Source organism: Paenibacillus sanfengchensis (assembly GCF_036864765.1).
Classification (GTDB): domain Bacteria; phylum Bacillota; class Bacilli; order Paenibacillales; family Paenibacillaceae; genus Fontibacillus; species Fontibacillus sanfengchensis.
The window spans coordinates 80,394-100,262 of record NZ_JBAGJC010000010.1 but is presented as its reverse complement, the minus strand read 5'-3'; the positions used below and the strand labels follow the sequence as shown (position 1 = coordinate 100,262).

The following is a 19,869-nucleotide window of genomic DNA, read 5'->3' as shown; positions in this document are numbered from 1 at the left end:
CATGTATGCCGTTTGGAAGCTTTGTTGGACGAATCTGAAGAACAAAAAAGTTCAAAACAGCTTCATTGCCATCATCATCATGCTTGCGGCCCTGCTTCTGTCGACGGCTGTCCTGGTCCTTAACAACACGAATCGGATGTATGAGCAGATGCACGCCGAGACCCGCGGCGCCCATCAAATACTACGGCTGGAGAACGGGATTTACGACCCCTACCGGGTTCAGCAATGGTGGGCGGGGCAGGAGGGAGTCACCGTCTCCGAAGTAATGCGGTACCGCTATTTGTCCAGCATGTCGCACGCCGGGAAAGAGATTCCCAATGTCGATTTGTACATGATGGATACGCCGAACGGACCTTTTCCCGTTGACCGCCTGTTGTTTGCGGAAGGAGAAGAAAGCAGCTCACCCGAGGCCGGAACGGCCTGGATCCCCACATCTCTCGCTTATTCCAACAATATTCATGTCGGAGACGCAATCGAGTTTAAAACCGACGAAGGAAGCTTCCGGCTCAACGTTGCCGCCGTGGTCGTAGATATTTCCTATTGCTCCCCCTTCGCGACCAGCGGCCGGATCTGGCTGAACCATCAGGACTACAATACAAACTTGTCGGCTCTACAGGGGGACGATAAGTACATGACGGGTCTGCGATTTGACGATTACAGTCAAAACAGGGCCTATTGGGAGAGGTTCGAACAGTTTCTGGGAGCCCCTTACCTGGAATCGGTAAAAGACTTCGAGAGTCTGTCGTCCTATTATATGATAGCGAATCAGGTCATTAGTTTCGTGATGATCTTTCTGGCTGTCGTCATGATCGCGGTCGCGCTTTACACACTGGGATTCACCATTTCCGACGCGATCCTATCAAGCTACCGTACGATCGGAATCATCAAGTCCGTCGGCCTATCCTCCCGTAAAGTTATTTTGGCCTATGTCACCCAGTATACGTTTTTGGCGTTCATTTCGGTCATACCCGGGATTTTGGCCAGTTATGTCTTCTCCGCCAAAATCGTTGCCGGCTCCATGGCTTATCTCAGCATAGGCTCCGCCGATATGAACAACGCTTATTCGATGCTCGCCGTTTGGCTCGGAGCAGCCGTTGTCGTGATGATCTTCCTCTCCGCGCTGCTATTCTCTTACAAGGCCCGCGCAGTGGAGCCGGCCCAAGCCGTCCGTTACGGCATGTCGGAGAAAGAGTATTCCCGGAAAGCGGGCGGAAGCGGAAGCTGGAAAGGGAAACTGCTTCAGTTGGGCACGCTCCCCACCTCGTTAATCATCGGTCTTAGAGGCGTCACGAAGAATGTTCGCGGTTCGGTGCTGATTGTTCTGATATCCGCTTTATCTACTTCCGTCCTCGTGTTCGGTTTCCTGTTCGTGAACAGCATCTCTTCCATTCATGGAACTATCGCGAAATGGGGATATGATTCGGCCGACTTATCGGTAAGAATCGATAATCCCGCCAAATTGACCTTCGACCGGTTGCAGGAAGAGGTGTTGTCGGATCCCCGAGTGAAAAACTATTCCCGCTATGGGGACGCGAACGCGGTTTTGCCGCTGAAGAATCAAGGGTCCTCCGCGAAAGGGCAGGCGGATACGATGGGAGTGCTGCTAACGGTGGCCGACGGGAATTACGATGACATCGGCTATGAAAATGTGGAGGGCCGAAACCCGGCCGGCGCCCGGGAAATCTCCATCGGCGTGAACGTAGCACGGACTTTAGGCATTCATGCGGGGGATTCGCTGGATATTTACATTGAAGGCGAGAAACATACGCTTAAAGTGACCGGAATCTATCAGGCGATCGCGAATATGGCATTTACGGGACGAATTACCGCCGATGTCATCCGGAATGTCAATCCGGATTACGGCAGCACGATGAATACCACGTTCATCAATCTCAAGGAAGGCGTGTCGGTCGACCAGTTCGTGAGCGAGCTGCATCAGCGGTACGGAAACGTGCTTTGGACGGCGAGCCAGGCCACGCTGGTTGACGAGGTGTTTTCCCAAGCCTTCACCATCATCGTCCTTCCGATGTCAGTCATGGCACTGCTGTTCATCGTAATTACATTTGTGATTATCTATAGCATCTGCCGGATTCATATGAAAAAAGAGAGCCGAACCTACGGTATCTACAAATCCATCGGCATGACCTCCCGGCAGATCCGTCTGTCGGAAACGGCGGGAATCCTGTTCCTGTCGGCGATCGGCGCTTTGGTTGGAATCCCGTTAGGGCTCTTGGGCCTTCCTCCTCTGTTAAACCTCGTCCTGGCGGACTACGGCATCGTGGAAGTCCCGTTGATCATGAACGGAGGCGGCATAGCCTTGATGATTCCGCTAAGTATTGCGGCGGCTTGTCTCGGGTCCTGGACCGCATCCAAATCGGTTCAAACCACGTCTCCAAGGTTGTTGACGGTGGATTAATCAGCAGGCTTCCGGCTCGTTCCGGAAGCCTTTTTGGTGATGCAAAATGTAAACAAAGCAGACTTTTACTAAAATATTACATGAAATATACAATAATTGGATTGACATGTAAAAAGTATATAGTATATTTGACTTTAGATGTTAATTACTTAATTATCATCCACTTCTATATAATTACCTCTATGTAAAACATATCCTTTCATTTTATGAGTTGCGTCAGAAGCTTCACTTCAAGACTCACACTTCAGAGTTCTTTCTCATTATCCACTACCCAACATCAATCGCTCAAACTCTTACACCCTGCTCCACTTTTATCCAACTAAATATATTTGAATTGAGGTCTGCGTATGGCAAATACCGCCTTTTTGTTCCCGGGGCAAGGGTCGCAATATGTCGGCATGGGAAAAAAGTTGCACGATCAGTTTACCGCGGCAAAGCTGTTGTTCGAAGAAGCTAATGACACGTTAGGTTATGATCTTGTCAAATTGTGCTTTGAAGGCAGTCATCAAGAACTCATGCAGACCATGAATACACAGCCGGCGATTTTGGCCGTAAGCGTCATGGCCTTCGAGATCGGCCGACAAGAACTGGGCTGGGAGCCCTGTTTTATGGCGGGACACAGTCTTGGCGAATATTCCGCCCTCGTGTGCAGCGGGGTTATGTCTTATCGGGACGGACTAAGCATTGTAAGAAAACGGGGGATGCTGATGCAAGCTGCGGTCTCCTCCAGTCTCGGCGCGATGGCCGCCGTGACTCATGTAGTCGCGGACCAACTGGAAGAGTGGTGCCGCAGGACAACGACGGAAACCTCGCAGGTAGTCATTGCCTGCTACAACTCTTTGCAGCAGCATGTCATTGCCGGCCACCAGGAGGCAGTCCGGGCCGTTGCGGATCGGGTACTGGAAGCGGCGCCGCATGCGAGCGTGAAATATTTGAACGTGAGCGCTCCTTTCCACAGCCCGCTGATGCAGTCCGCGGCGGACAAGCTGGCGTTGGAATTGCGGAATGTGGAAACCCGGCCCGGCCGATGGCCGATTATCTCGAATGTTACAGCCCGGCCTTATGGGCGGGAGGATCTGGTTGGGCTGCTCTACCGCCAAATGACTCACCCGGTTCGCTGGCGGGAGACGATGGAGTACCTGTACCGGAATGACATGGAGCGAGCGGTGGAAGTCGGGCCTCGCCAGGTGCTGACTCAGCTCATGAAAGAGACTTATCCAGCCGTACAAACCTTCCATGTGGAGCATCCGCAAGAAATGAATACGCTGCGTCCGTTATTCGCTGCGGACGGGACTCGGCGCGAAACCGCGATCGCTGCGGCACAGGCGGCTTTAACGGCCGCCCTCATCGCCCGAAACCGGAATGAGGATGCTGAGGCCTACACAACCGGCGTTGTCGAGCCCATTCGGCAAACCCGGGAACTGATCGAACAAATGCGTCGTCGGGACGGGAATTTGGACGTCAATCAAATCCTGGACCGGATAAGGGAATTGCTGCGGCAGATCTTGAACACCAAACAACTGCCGCCGGACAAACAGAACGACATCTTCAGCAAGCTGCAGGCCATCGGGCAGTCGGCCGCCGTATTGCAGCGATAATCTATTTTTTGGGGGGGAAATGGGTGTACACAAAGCAATTTGCAAGTCTGATCGACGTCATGAAAGAAAGAGGAAAATCCGATAGTCGGGGAATTACGTTCATTGATGGTGAGGATCAGGAGGATCGTCTTTCCTATAAAGAGCTGTATGAAGAGTCCTGCCGATTCCTGGGATACCTGCAGCAGCGGGGGGTTATCCCGGGTCAGGAGATCGTGTTTCAAATCGAGAACAACCGCCGGTTTGTCACTGCTTTCTGGGCGTGCATCCTTGGCGGCATGATCCCGGTCCCCGTCAGTACGGGGAACAATGATGAGCACAAGAGTAAGGTGTTTCGCATTTGGGAGGTGCTGAACGACCCTTATCTGCTGTCGGATTCCAGAATTCTGCGGGATTTGGAGACCTTTACGGAGAAGAGCGGACAGGGCCATCTGTTCGATAAGATCCGAGGAAAAGTAACTCTTATTGATGACGAGAAGGTATTTGCCGGGGCACAAGCCCCAAAACTGCATACCGCCCATCCCGACGATATCGCCTTTATTCAATTTTCCTCGGGCTCGACAGGCGATCCCAAAGGAGTGATGCTCACGCATCGAAACTTGATTTACAACGTTTGCGGCATACTCAGCAGTTCCAGAATAACGGCGGAAGACTCCTATTTGCAGTGGATGCCTCTGACGCATGATATGGGACTGATTTGCAATCATATATCTCCGCTAACCGCCAATTTGGAGCAATTTATCATTCCGACGTCCCTTTTTATAAGACAACCTCTGTTGTGGATCAAAAAGGCGAGCGAGCACCGGGTAAGCATCATCTCCTCGCCGAATTTCGGCTATAAGTATTTCCTTCAGTTCTTTAAACCGGAAAAGGTCGATTCCTGGGATTTATCCCGGGTCCGCATTATATATAACGGGGCGGAACCGATTTCCACCGATCTGTGCCACGCCTTTTTGGAGACGCTGGGTCCTTACGGTTTGAAGCGGACGGCGATGTGCACCGTGTATGGACTGGCAGAGGCCTCGGTAGGCGTCGCAATCCCCCCTGCGGAGGATGAATATGTGACCGTCTATGTGGACCGGAGGCACTTGAACCCGGGTAACCGGGTCGTTGAAGTGAACCGGGAATCGGCCCATGCGCTCTCATTTGTCGAGGTCGGCTACGCGATAGACTACTGTCAATTCCGGATTTGCGGCGAGGAAGATGCGGAACTTGCGGAGGGGACGATAGGACACATCCAGATCAGCGGACCCAACGTCACCCGGGGCTACTACAACAATCCGGAGGCGACCGGAAAATTGTTGACGGCGGACGGCTGGGTAAGGACGGGAGATTTGGGGTTCCGCCGCAACGGTCAACTGGTCATTACCGGGCGGGCGAAAGATATTATCTTCGTCAATGGACAAAACGTGTATCCTCACGATGTGGAGCGGATCGCCGAGGAAGTGGATGGCGTGGAGCTCGGCCGGGTAGCGGCCTGCGGGGTCTATAACACGGACCTGAAGAAGGAAGAAATCGTACTGTTTGTCGTTTCCAAAAGAAAACTGGATAAATTCTATCCCATCACGCTTGAACTGAAACGGCTTTTGAACGAACGCGGAGGCTGGGAAATCGCGGATATCGTGCCGATTAAGCGAATGCCGAAGACGACCAGCGGAAAGGTGCAGCGCTATAAGCTTGCCCAAATGTATAGAGACGGCGAATTTATCGAGGTATCCCGGGAAATGGAAGGGTTGGCACGGGCGCGCAAGGCGGACCAAACGGATCGGACGGAGGAGTTGCGGAGGTCACGCGATCCGGAGCTTACGCAAACGCAAATCGAGTTGGATATTCAGCAAATATGCCGTGAGGTGCTCGGAAAAGACGAGATCGGCATTCGCGACAGTTATTTTGAAATGGGAGCCGGCTCCCTGCATCTGGCGCAAATGGCCGACCGGATCGAACAGAAATTCGCAATCAAGCTGGCGGTCGCCGATTTGTTCGCCTACCCTTCGATCGCCGCTTTGGCCAAATACCTTAAGACGGAAAAGACGCTGCTTCAAACTTCGGAAGCAACGGGAGCCGGAACATCCAGGCGCGATGACAGGGATATCGCCATTATCGGCATGTCCGTCTATTTGCCGGGCTCGGCGACACTCCGGGAGTATTGGGGGAATTTGACCGAAGGCCGCCAGCAAATCGGCGAACTTCAGGCCGCCCGGCGGGAAGACGCCAAGGATTATTTGTCGGTCATCGGGCTGGAACGTCAGGAATCCGATTTTAGACCCGGCGGTTATTTGGAGGAGATCGATAAATTCGACTATGCTTTCTTCAAAATTTCCCCCAATGAAGCCAAGCTGATGGACCCGAATCAGCGGTTGTTTGCGCAGCAGGCTTGGCAGACCCTGGAGGATGCGGGGTATGCGGGCGACAAGCTGCGCGGCAGGAAAGTGGGAGTCTACGCCGGCTTTTCAAAAGTGGGATACGATTATGAACGTCTGATTTCCAAAAATGAGCCGGACCGGATTTCCAATTACATCGTGGGTAATCTGCCGTCCGTTTTGGCCAGCCGTATCGCGTATTTCCTCGATTTAAAAGGCCCGGCGGTCACCGTCGACACAGCCTGTTCTTCGTCATTGGTTGCTGTTCACATGGCCTGCCACGCCATTCGTCACGGCGAATGCGAAATGGCGCTGGCCGGCGGCGTCCGAACTTCGCTGCTGCCTCTGTCTTTAGGATTGGATATGGAATCGAAAGACGGCTGTACCCGAACCTTTGACGCGGCTTCCGACGGGACAGGGGTGAGCGAGGGAGTCGCTTCGGTATTGTTAAAGCCGCTGAGTCGGGCTATAGAGGACAAAGACCATATCTATGCGGTGATTAAGGGCAGCGCCGTGAATCAGGACGGGACGACGGTGGGGATTACCGCGCCAAACCCGGTTTCGCAGACGGAAGTGATCCGGACGGCATGGCGGGATGCGAAATTGGAACCCAATGACCTGGCGTTTATAGAAGCTCACGGAACGGGGACGAAACTGGGCGATCCCGTTGAATTTTCCGCGCTGGAGAAAGCTTTTGCCGGTTATACGGACAAGAAACAGTTCGTCGCGCTGGGTTCTGTAAAAGCCAACATCGGCCATACGTTCGAAGCGGCCGGAATCGCCAGTTTGATTAAATCGGCGCTCATGCTGAAGCATCGGCAAAATCCACCGTTGATTCATTTCAAAGAGCCGAACAGAAATATTCGTCTGGAACAGTCGCCTTTCTACATTAATACGGAGCTCGCCTCGTTCGACGAGTCCAAACTGCCGCTCAAATGCGGGGTCAGTTCATTTGGTTTCAGCGGAACGAACTGTCATGTGGTGATGGAGGAATATGTCGATCCGGTGTTGGAAACGCCGGTTCAAGAGAAGGGGCAAGGCCAGGTGTTTGCTATATCGGCCAAAACGGAAGGCTCCCTTCGTGAGCTGTTGCAACGGTATGTGAGCCATTTGAATCTGTACCCGCATCAGACCTTAGCCGACATTTGCTACACGGCGGGGACGGGACGGGCCCATTTGGAGCATCGAATCGCTTTCGTGTGCCAAACGCGGGAACAATTGTCCCGCAAACTGTCCAACCTTTTGGCCGACGCAGGACAAGAAGGCGTCTACCGGGGCGTCTACAAGATCGTTTCGGATTTGGGACGGGAACGGAAACCCGGTGAGATTACGGAAACGGAACTGGCCCAAATCAGTGATGAGGCGGCGGCCATCGTATCCAAGAGCAACTCGGGGGATGAGGAGGCCCGGAGACTCCGGCTTGAACGCTTGTGCGAGCTTTATGTTCAAGGAGCGCGTATCGACTGGGATAAGCTCTATGTCGAGCTTGCCCCCCGGAGGGTCCCCTTGCCGTTATATCCTTTCGAACGCAAACGCTGCTGGATCGATATTGATCCCGCAAAGCTCCGGACAGCGGAGAAGTACTCGAATACGAATCAGGGTGAGTGGACGATGACGATGACGGAAACGAAGAGCTTGACGGACGATGTGGAACATGCAGTCAAGCGGATGATAAGCGCCGCTTCGGGTTTGGAATTGACGGAGATTGATAACCACGCCCATTTCCTCGAAATGGGACTGGACTCTATCATGCTTGTGCGGATTCGCAAGGAGATTGAGGAAGTCTACCATTTGGATATTGCGATCGAACGGTTTTTCGATTCCATTACCAATGTACAAAGTTTGACCGCGTATATTATCCAAAATGGAGATCCGCAGCCGGCGGTTCGGACGGAGCCTCAACCTCAGGATGAACCGGTACGGGAGGAGCAAACCGTGCTTCGGGAAGCGGAGGAACAGCAGTTCCAAGCCGCGGCGGGGATTTCCGTGGAAGCCGGCGAGTGGGCGGTTCCCGCTGCGGAAGGCTCGGAATTGGAGCGCATTCTGGCGCGGCAGATCGAGCTGATGAGCCTTCAACAGCGGAGTGTGGCCGATATTCTTGGACAGCAACTGGAGCTCCTGAGCGGAAGCGCGGGAAAGAAAAGCATGGCCCAAGGGGCTGTGCAGAAGCTTAGTGTAGTCCCGGGGAGGAAGCCGGGAAAGGCAGATGCCGCTGAAAAAATAGTGCCGATCGGACCGAAGAATACGGCCCCGGGTGACAGAGCGGAGAAAGCGAAGAAAGATTCGCAGGAGCCGAAGCCGTTCATCCCTTATCAGCCGATGATGATCGGAGAGGCCGGGGAGTTTACCGAGATGCAAAAGCAGTATCTCGACCGCTTTTTCTCGGCGTATACAAGGAGAACGCAGGGGTCCAAAGCCTATACGCAGCGAACGCGATATGTGCACGCCAACAACCGCAATGTTTCGGGTTTCCGCTCCTATTGGAAAGAGGCGATATATCCGATCATCGCCGAGCGTTCCTCCGGGTCCCGGATGTGGGATGTGGACGGAAATGAATACATTGATTTAACCATGGGATTCGGTGTGAATCTACTGGGCCATAACCCGGATTTCCTCGTGGCGGAAATGAAAGCGGGCTCGTCCCCTACGCTGCCACCGTTGGGTCCGATGTCGGACCTGGCCGGGGATGTGGCGGAGCGGATCAGCCGGATCACGGGGGTCGATCGCGTAGCTTTCTACAATTCCGGCACGGAAGCCGTCATGGTGGCGCTGCGCACGGCCAGAGCGGCTACGGGACGCTCGAAGGTGGTCATCTTCTCCGGGTCCTACCATGGTACATTCGACGGAGTTTTGGGCGTGGCCGATCCGGAATCGGACGAAGCTTCGGCGCTGCCGATGGCTCCAGGTATCCAGGAGAATTTTGTTCGAGACGTGATGATGTTGAACTACAATAAGCCCGAATCCCTGGACGTGATTCGCAACCATGCCCATGAATTGGCCGCCGTGCTCGTAGAGCCCGTGCAGAGCCGACGGCCGGATTTGCAGCCGGGCCGGTTTTTGCAACAGCTCAGGGAGATTACCTCCCAGTCGGGAACGGCGCTGATCTTCGATGAAGTCATTACCGGTTTCCGTATTGGACTGGGCGGCGCCCAGGCCTGGTTCGGCGTTCAGGCCGATCTGGCGGTATACGGCAAGGTGGTGGGGGGAGGCTTGCCGATCGGGATCGTGGCCGGGAAAGAATATTTTATGGATCCGATTGACGGCGGGAACTGGAATTTCGGCGACGATTCCTATCCGCGGAAAGCCGACCAAAAAACGTTCGTCGGCGGAACGTTCTGCACCCACCCGCTGACGATGCGCGTAGCCTTAAGGACGATCGATTATTTGGAATCGCAAGGCTCCGCGTTGTACGAGGAATTGAACAGCAGGACGGAGAGGCTCGTCCGCGAGCTGAACGCCTTCTTTAAAGCAGGTAACGTACCGATTTATATGGTGAATTTCGGTTCGTTGTTCCGGTTTGTATCTTTTGGCGACATTGAACTGTTCTTCTATCATTTGATTCATAAAGGGCTGTATGTGTGGGAAGGACGGAACTGTTTCCTGTCCACCGCGCACACCCGGGAAGACATCGACGAGATCATCCGCATTGTAAAAGAGAGCGTCGGCGATCTGCAGCGGGGTGGTTTTTTGCCGGGAAGTCCATTGCCGCCGGACGATGACGGCGGAAGGAAGACCGTCCGGTTATCCAATGAACAGAAGCAGCTGTGGATGTCCTCCGTTTCCGGGGGACCCGCCTCCGCTTCCTTGAACGAATCCGTTTTGCTCCATATGAAGGGGGCGCTGAACCTGGAAGCCTTGCAGCAAGCGGTAGATTTGCTGGTTCAGCGCCACGAAGCTTTACGGACCGTCATCGATGCAAGCGGGGAATGCCAAGTCATTCTGCCCCAAGCGTTTGTTCCGGTTCAGGTTCAGGATTTACGCGGCCGTTCCGTCGCCGAGGGCAAGGACGAGCTGGACCGCTGGATGGCCGAGGATGCTTCTCGTGCATTCGACCTTCATGTCGGGCAGCCTTTGTTCAGAATTACCATACTCCAACTGGCCGAACAGGAATCGATCCTGGCACTTACTTTTCATCACATTGCCGTTGACGGTTGGTCCATTGCGGTGTTTGCCGGCGAATTGGAAGAAGCCTACTCGGCCATCTGCCAGAAACGCAGGGCCCGGCTTCCTCAGCCTGTCCAGTTCCGTGAATACTTACAGTGGCAGGAAAGGAAGCTGAAGCAGCCGGAAGCCGATGAGACCGCGGCGTTCTGGACCGCGCAGTTCGAGCGGCCCGTCCCCGTCCTGCAACTGCCGTCGCCGAGCGGACATCTCGTGAAGAAGACGTTTAACGCCGGCAGACAAACGTTAACACTCGATCGCGATATCACCAAAGAGTTGAGAGCGCTAAGCATCCGCAGCAAAAACAGTCTGTTCATCACGATGCTCGCGGCTTACGGTTTGTTTTTGCATCGGCTCGCCGGACAAGGACAACTTGTCGTCGGTATCCCGACCGCGGGTCAATCCCATATGGGGGAGACCCATCTGGTAGGAAACTGCGTGAATCTGCTTCCGGTATATACCGAAATCAACGGCGGCGAAACCGTCGCCGATTACATGTTTGCCGTAAAGCTGGCTATGCAGCGATTGGACCGGCATCAAGGCTATTCTCTGGCAAGTCTGGTCGAACGCATGCCCGGGGCGCATATGCCCGCGATCAATATCTTATTCAATATGGACCGTCCGGTACGCCGCCTGAACTTCAGCGGATTGGACACCGAAATAATCCCTTATCCGGTACGGCATTTGCACTATGACCTGTTTCTCAACGTGACGGAGATTAACCAGGAATTAAGATTGGATATCGATTACAGCGCCGATTTGTTCGAACCCCGGGCGATGGAGCTTTGGGCGGAAGGTTACCGTCATTTGCTGCTAACCATGGCGCAGGATTCATCCCGGAAGGTGTCGCAGCTGTCGCTGATGACGGAGGAGCAGACCCGGCTTGTCTCGCAGCTAAGTCACCGGCATGGAGTACATATTCTTGACTCCTTCGGTTATCCGCTTCCCGTAGGCGCTGCGGGTGAACTGCACATTGCGGATCCAGAGGCGGGGGCCGTAGTACCTTCCGGACAGCTGGCGATGTTCACGCCTTCCGGAGCTTTGAACATTTTCGGCGAGATCCAACGCACGGCAGAGATTCGAGGGTATCGCGTCAATCTGTCGCAGTTGGAGGATAAGCTGCGGCAGCTCCCCGCTCTGGAAGAGGCTCGGGTGCTGGTTCGGGCGGTCGACGGGCGACATATGCCGGAACTTGCGGCTTACATCGCTCCCTCCCCGGGAAGGGACGCTTCGCAAGTAAGAGCCGAGATGACGGAGCGTCTACCCGAATATGCGATCCCTTCCCATGTAGTTATGCTGGAGTCGTTTCCGCTGCTGGAAGATGGGGCCATTGACGTAGGCAGGCTGCCGGATCCGGCTGCATTTTCGCGGGATGCCGAGCCGCTAAACGAAACGGAAGCAGGCATTGCCCGGATTTGGAGCGAGCTCCTCGGGGTCGAGCAGGTCGGCGCGCAAGACCATTTCTTCGCCCTGGGCGGAAACTCCCTGAAAGCAACCGTGATGCTGTCGCGAATTTATCAGGAGTTCGGCATGCAAATTCCGATCGGACCTTGGTTCCAGCAACCGACGATTCGGCAACTGGCGCGTATGCTGGACGGGGGATGGAAAGATGGGTACGAACCGATTCCGCTGCAGGAGAAGCGGGATACTTATGAAAGTTCAGCCGCTCAGAAGCGCATTTATATTTTGGAGCAGCTTGATGAACATACATGGGTCCATCATATTCCGGGCCGGATTACGCTTCAGGGCAAGCTGGACCGCGAGCGGATTTTGAAGGCGCTGGAGCAGATTGCCGGCAGGCATCAGGTGTTCAGAACGACCTTTGAAATTCAAAACCGGGATGTCGTCCAACGGATCGGCGAACCGATTGCCCTGAAGGTTCCTTACGCGGAGCTGTCTCCAACGGAAACTTTGGAAGACCGGTTCCGGCTTTTTATGAAGCCGTTCGACCTGACCCAAGCCCCGCTTTTCCGAGCGGAGCTGGTTAAAGTGTCCGAAACGGAGCATGTTTTGTTTGTGGATCTGCATCATTTGATTTCGGACGGTTATTCCATGGCCGTATTCTTGCGGGAGCTGGCGGAACTGTACCGAGGGCATGTTCTGCCGGAGTTAAAGGTGCAATATACCGATTTCTCCGTTTGGCAGCACCGCGTGACGGACGAACAAAGAATAAATGAGCAGGAAGTGTACTGGCTTCATCAATTTGAAGGGGAGCTGCCTTTTTTAAACTTGCCGACGGACTATCCGCGCCCCGGCCGGTTGAGCATGGAAGGCGAGCGCTTAAGTCTGCGCCTGGACGAAGGCCTGACGCAGCGGCTCCGCCGTCTTGCGGCGGAGACCGGAACGACGCTGTTTATGGTCTTGCTGTCCGCTTATAAGGTGCTGCTGCACAAATATACCGGGCAGGATGACCTTATTGTCGGTACCCCGGTTTCCGGACGCAATCATCCCGACATCGAGCCGCTGATTGGCGTGTTTATCAATACCGTCGCCATTCGCAGTTACCCGGGTAAAGACAAAACGTTCCGCGCCTTTTTGGAAGAGGTCCGGCGCAGCAGCCTCGGTGCGTTCGACCATCAGGATTACCCGTTCGAATGGCTGGTCGACAAACTGAACATCCGGAGAGACACCAGCCGGAATCCGCTGTTCGATACCATGTTCATTTTGCAGAATATGGAGATGGAGGACATGTCCGCGGTGGGCGTGACCTTTATACCGGAAGAGATCAATCCGGGAGTGTCACCTTATGATCTCACGCTGAGCGCCGAGGACTGGAACGAGAAGTCCGTCGCGCTGCACCTGGATTACAGCACCGCGCTGTTCAAGCGGGAAAAAGCGGAGCGGATGCTGTCCCATTATGTGAACATTTTAAGCGTCGTGGCGGATCACGCGGCCGTGCGCTTATCTCAAATCGACCTATTGTCCGCGGAGGAGCGCCGGCAACTGCTTGTTGACTTTAATGCAACCCGAATGACCTACGACCCGGAGTTGACGGTCGACCTGCTGTTTAAGCAGCAGGCGGAACGCACCCCGGATGAGGTTGCGGTTGTCTGGAATAGCGAGTCTTACACCTATCGTCAGTTGGACGACAAATCGGACCGGCTTGCGTCTTCGCTTCGGAAAAAGGGAGTCGTGCCGGGAACGATCGCGGGTGTCATGGTTACGCGTTCGGTCCATATGATCGTCGCCTTGTTAGCGGTGTTGAAAGCGGGAGCCGCCTACCTGCCGATTGATCCCGATTATCCGGCGGACCGGATTGAATACATGCTCAACGACAGCGAAGCGGAAGTGTTGCTGACCGAGCCGGGATTGGCCAACCCGGTGGATGGCCGCGTAACCACGCTGTTCGTGCAGGATGAAAGTCTGTATCTGGAAACGGAACACAAAAACGGCGGCCTGGAGCGAATGCACAGGGCAGGGCATCATGCTTATGTCATTTATACCTCCGGCTCCACAGGCAATCCCAAGGGAGTCATGATTTCGCACCGGGCGGTTCATAACTTTATCGAGGCGATGGCCCAAAGAATCGCCTTTATCCCGGGGAAGAGCATTTTGGGCTTGACGACGATTTCCTTTGATATTTTTGTGCTGGAAACCTGGGTTCCTTTAGCGAAGGGACTCACCGTCGTCATCGCGAACGAGGCGGACCAACTGGATCCCGGAGCGCTCCACCGCCTGATTGCGGAACATCGCGTGGAAATGCTGCAGATGACCCCGTCCCGGTTAAAGATGCTGCTGGCCGGCGATCCGCACATGGCATTTCTGCAAAATGCGACCGACCTCATGCTCGGCGGGGAACCGCTTCCGGTTTATTTGCTGCACCGGCTCCAGGAGATCCCCCATTTAAAAATTTTCAATATGTACGGCCCGACGGAAACCACGGTCTGGTCCTGCGTCAGCGATGTGACAGCCAAAAAGCAGGTGGATATCGGCGGACCGATTGCCAACACGCAGATTTATCTCGTCGATGAAAGCGATAGTCTGGTTCCGATCGGCGTTCCCGGCGAATTATGCATCGGCGGGGACGGTTTGGCGGCGGGCTACTGGCGCCGGGAAGACTTGACGGAACAGAAATTCGTCGATAATCCGCACGCCGAAGGACGCAAGATGTATCGTACCGGAGATTTGGCGAAATGGAGGGAGGACGGAAGCCTGGAATACATCGGAAGAACGGATTTCCAGGTGAAAGTTCGCGGGTATCGGATCGAGCTGGAAGAAATCGAGAGGACGATGATCCGTCAATTGCCGGTGAAAGAGTCCGTGGTGGCCGCCAAAGAGGATGAACCGGGCAATGCCTATTTATGCGCCTATTACGTGCCCCAGGCCGGAGCGGAGCTCGGCTCGATTCGAGAAAGCCTGTTGAAGACGCTGCCTGAGTACATGGTGCCGTCCTATTTTATCCCGCTGGAGCGCATGCCTTTGACCCCGAACGGAAAAATCGACAAGAAGGCTTTGCCTGAACCGGAAGCAGGCCCGCATTCGCACGAAACCTATGCGCCGCCCGAAAATGCGATCGAAGAGCAGCTGGTTCGCATATGGCAGGAGGAACTGGGCTTGGACCGAATCGGCATCCACGATAACTTCTTTGAACGCGGAGGCCATTCCCTGAAGGCGACGGTGATGATCGCCCGAATCAATCGGGAAATGGGCGCGGACATCCCGGTGAGAAGCTTTTTCCAATATGCCACCGTTCAGGGATTAGCCCGGCTGATTCGGCAAGCGGAGCGCAGCGACTTTACCGAAATTCCCGTCGCGGCGGCGCAAAGCTGCTATCCCCTGTCCGCGGCGCAAAAGCGCTTGTTCATGCTGGAACAGATGAACGGGGGCGGCACCTCTTACAACATGACCGCGGCCTTTGAAATCGTAGGGAACCTGGATCTTGAGAAAATGGAAGCGAGTTTTCGGGCCTTGATGCTAAGGCATGAGGCGTTTCGCACCTCCTTTCAAGTGATCGACGGGGAACCGGTGCAGATGATCCATCCCGATTCGCCGTTTAAGATCGAACATGCGGGATGGGTGAACGAGGCCGAGTTGGAACGGATCGCCAAGCAATTTACGGCCCCTTTCGATTTAAGCCGGGCCCCGCTGTTCCGGGCCACGCTGGCACAAAAAGACTTGGATCATTACGTTTTGCTGATCGATATGCACCACATCATTTCGGACGGCACCTCCATCGAAGTGTTCATTGAGGAATTCAATACGCTTTACAGCGGAGGGGAGCTGCCGGAACTTCGCATTCAATATAAAGACTATGCCGTGTGGCATAATGAACAGTTGGCCAAGGGGGCATACGAGGATCATAAGCAATACTGGCTGGGGCAATTTGCCGGCGAACTGCCGGTGCTCAGCCTGCCGGCCGATTTCCCGCGGCCCCAGCTTCAAAGCCAGGACGGAACCGCGTTGGAGTCCGCGGTCGGCGGGGAACTAAGCGCTCAGTTAAAGCTGTTGGCCCATGAGACGGGGACGACGCTGTATATGATTTTGCTGGCCGCTTACAGCGTCCTTTTGTCCAGGTATGCGGGGCAGGAGGATATTATTGTGGGCTCCGCGGTCGCCGGGAGAGAGCATGCCGATCTGCGCAAGGTGATGGGGGTATTCGTCAATACGCTGGCGATGCGAACCCGGCCGGAAGGGGAGAAGAGCTTCCGTACCTATTTGGAGGAAGTCAAAGAGGTTTGCCTCAACGCTTACGATCATCAGCAGTATCCGTTTGAGAGCTTGGTGGAAGCGTTGGCGGTTCCGAGAGACCTGAGCCGCAGCCCGTTATTTGACGTGATGTTGACGATGCAAAATGCCGGAGAAGACGACTTTCAAGTGGAGGGTTTATCCGTCAAGCCGTATCCTCTGAGCCAGGAGTCGACCAAATTCGATATCTCCCTGCTGGCCCGGGTAACGGAGGACGATATTTTCCTGGAATTTGTCTATTGCACGGCTTTATTTACCGCCGATACCATGCAGCGGTTTGCCCGGCTTTTGGTTCATGTGCTGCGGACGTTTGCGGACCGCCCGGATCTGGAATTGTGCCGATTGTCCCTGCTGTCCGGTGAGGAAAGGGCGGAACAACAAATGCCTGCCCCGCACAGACAGGAGAGTGAAGGCGGAGCCCCGGAACTTCAACCTGGATACGCCACGGTCGTCGAGTGGTTTGAAGCGCAGGCGCAGCAAATGCCGAATCACATCGCTCTGGTCTATGGGGAGGAGAGATGGAGTTTCTCCGAGCTCAACGCGAAAGCGAACCGGCTGGCGAAAATGATGCTGGAAAGCGGCTTTGCGGAGGGAAGCGGCATAGCCGGAATCATGATGGAGAACCGGCCCGAGACGATTGCGGCCCTGCTGGCCGTATTCAAAGCGGGGGGAGCCTACATGCCGATAGATCCCGAATTTCCGCAGGAGCGGATCAGGTTCATGTTGGCGGACAGCGGTTCGCAATTCCTGTTGACGTATGCCGACAGTTTAGCGGGATCGGAGAACGTGGAGCAGCTCTTTCTTTTGGATCAACTTAAAACGACAGAAGGCCTGGAGCCTAATTTGAACACACCTGTCCGTGGAGACGATCTGGCTTATGTTATCTACACCTCGGGGACAACCGGAACGCCGAAAGGGGTCATGATCGAACACCGGAATTTAACGAACTATGTACAGTGGTTTGTCGCGAGCCGGGGGATCGGCCGGGAGGACCGAACAATGCTGCTTTCTTCGGCGGGCTTTGATCTCTGCTATACCGCATTGTATCCCGCGCTCGTCGGCGGATGCGAGCTGCACCTGCTAGACCGCCACGATATTGTGGATCCGCGGTATGTACTGGACTATATATCGCTGCATCGGATCACCTATATCAAGGCGACGCCATCATTATTTCATCTGCTGGTGAACCATGAACGCTTCGACACGGTGGGAACCCTGGAGTCGCTGAAACTCATCGTACTCGGCGGGGAGAAGATCAAGATTCACGATGTAGAGCGGTATTTCGAGCGATACCCGCATGCCCGGTTCTTGAATCATTACGGTCCTACGGAAGCGACGATCGGGTGTATTGCGCATCCGCTGGATTTGGACGGTTTCCCGGCATTTTCACGGCAGCCGGTCATCGGCAAGCCGATCTTTCATGCGGAAGCTTATATCCTGGACGCCTACGGCAATTTACTTCCGGACGGGGTGCCGGGAGAGCTTGCGGTCGCCGGCCGCGGACTGGGCCGCGGTTATTTGGACAAGCCGGAGCTTACCGGGGAGAAGTTCGTCCCCCAACCGTTCAACCCCGAGCGGCGGCTTTATAAAACGGGGGATCGGGCTAAACGGCTGCCGGGCGGGGATATCGAATTTATCGGGAGAATCGATCACCAATTGAAAATCCGCGGCTACCGGGTCGAATTGGCCGAAATCGAAGCTCAGTTGGCGGGACATCCGGGTATCCGGGAAGCTGCGGTTACCGTCAAGGAGGGCGAGGACGGCACCAAGTTTTTGTGTGCCTACGCGGTTACGTCCGAACCTTTGACAGCGGCGGAGATACGGAACTATTTGGCCTCCAGGCTGCCCGCCTACATGGTGCCTTCCGCTTACGTCTTTCTCGATCACATGCCTTTGAACGAGAACGGAAAGGTGAACCTTAAGGTCCTGCCCGAACCTGTGATTGAACTGGAGCCATCCGGTTCGGAATCGGCCCCGGCGAATGAAGTCGAGGAAATCCTGGTCAGGGTGTGGGAAGAAATCCTGGGCGTTAAGGGAATCGGGACGAGCCATCACTTTTTTGAAAGCGGCGGGGACTCCATCAAGGCCTTGCAGGTATCCTCCAGATTGATGTCACATGGGCTGAAAATGGAAATGAGGGATTTATTCAAATATCCGACGATCCGGGAATTGAGCAGGTACGTGCAGCCTCTGGCCCGCAAAACCGCTCAGGAACCGGTGACGGGGGAAGTCGGGCTTACTCCGATTCAAAGCCGGCTGTTTGAACAGCGATGGGAACATGTCCACCATTACAATCATTCCGTGCTGCTCTATCGGCGCGAAGGGTTTGATCCGGTCACCGTCTCGCAAGCCTTCGACCGCCTGGTGGAGCATCATGATGCGCTGCGGATGAAATACCTGCCGGAGGAACAAGGGGTCGTGCAAGTGAACGAGGGACTTGAGGGTCAAGGGCTTTATAACTTGCAAGTGATCGATGTAACGGAAGCTGCCGATGAACGGGCCGAAATCGAGCGGCAATCGGCCGAGCTGCAGACGAAATTGCATATCGAGAGGGGCCCGCTCATCCAGTTGGCCGTTTACCGCACGGCAGCCGGAGACTATTTATTGATCATTATTCATCATCTGGTGGTTGACGGGGTGTCCTGGCGGTTCATCCTGGAAGATTTCTCAACGGTCTATAAACAACTGCTTGAGCGGATCCCGGTTCGGCTTCCGGACAAAACCGATTCCTTCAAGGGCTGGTCGGAGCAGCTCGCGGAGTATGCCGTGAGCCCCGGATTGCTGAAAGAAGCCGGATATTGGAACGTTATCGAGCGGACGCCCGTGATTGAATTACCCGTCGACAGCGCCATCTCATTAAACCTGGCCGGGGATCATGCCAAATTGCAATGGACGTTGGAACCCGATTTAACACGAAGCCTGTTAACGGATGCCCACCATGCCTACAGCACGGAGATCAACGATCTCCTGCTGGCCGCTCTGAGCCGGACGCTGCAGGAATGGGCGGGAGCCGGCTCCGTCCTGATCCAATTGGAAGGTCATGGCAGGGGAGACGTCGTTAAGGGGTTGAATGTATCGAGAACGGTAGGTTGGTTTACCTCGATCTTCCCGTTCGCGCTCGGTTCGGCGAACACGACGGATTTGGCGGGGCTGATCAAAGGAACCAAGGATGATTTGCGGCGAGTCCCGGGCAAAGGACTGGGCTATGAGATCATGAAGTATTTAACGGTCAAAAAAACGAATGTGGAGCTTCCCCTGAAATTCCGGCTGAAACCGGAGGTCATCTTCAATTACCTGGGGCAGTTTGACCATGATGTCGCCCGGACGGATTTGTTCGAATTGTCCGATTTATCGGCGGGACCTGAGGTCGGCGCGCAAATCGAGAAGGCCTATAAGCTGGAATTCAACGCCATGGTATCGGGCAAGCGATTCACGATGGACATGAATTACAACAAGCATCAATACCGCATGGAAACGATGGAATGGCTGGCCGGCCGGTACAGGGACCATCTGACCGAAATCATCCGTCATTGCTGCCGTAAAGAAGTGAAGGAAGCGACACCGACGGACTATCAGTACAAAAAACTTACGCAAAAACAACTGGATACGATTTCCCAAAAGCTGAGAAAGAAGCTGTAGTCCCGCCTGATTG

The 19,869-nt window shown here is 54.7% G+C and carries 3 protein-coding genes; all 3 read left to right on the top strand.

Annotated features, from left to right (window positions below):
* Nucleotide 1: 1 nt before the first annotated feature.
* The 3 genes from V4U84_RS19735 to V4U84_RS19725 all read left to right on the top strand — a co-directional run bounded on the left by V4U84_RS19735 (nt 2) and on the right by V4U84_RS19725 (nt 19,856).
* Nucleotides 2-2,416 (top strand): FtsX-like permease family protein, encoded by a 2,415-nt coding sequence (locus tag V4U84_RS19735; protein ID WP_334077797.1) that lies wholly within the window; start codon nt 2-4, stop codon nt 2,414-2,416.
* Between the two features lie 347 nt (nt 2,417-2,763).
* Nucleotides 2,764-4,014 carry an ACP S-malonyltransferase gene (gene fabD, locus V4U84_RS19730; protein ID WP_334075369.1) on the top strand — a complete coding sequence of 417 codons (1,251 nt, stop codon included), beginning with the start codon at nt 2,764-2,766 and terminating at the stop codon, nt 4,012-4,014.
* Nucleotides 4,015-4,037: 23 nt separating this feature from the next.
* Nucleotides 4,038-19,856, top strand: coding sequence for an amino acid adenylation domain-containing protein (locus V4U84_RS19725; protein WP_334075370.1), 15,819 nt, complete (start codon nt 4,038-4,040; stop codon nt 19,854-19,856).
* Nucleotides 19,857-19,869 lie beyond the last annotated feature (13 nt).

Coding starts and splice junctions, on each gene's coding strand:
- V4U84_RS19735 (WP_334077797.1), top strand. CDS start 2: ATGTATGCCGTTTGGAAGCTTTGTTGGACGAATCTGAAGAACAAAAAA.
- fabD (WP_334075369.1), top strand. CDS start 2,764: ATGGCAAATACCGCCTTTTTGTTCCCGGGGCAAGGGTCGCAATATGTC.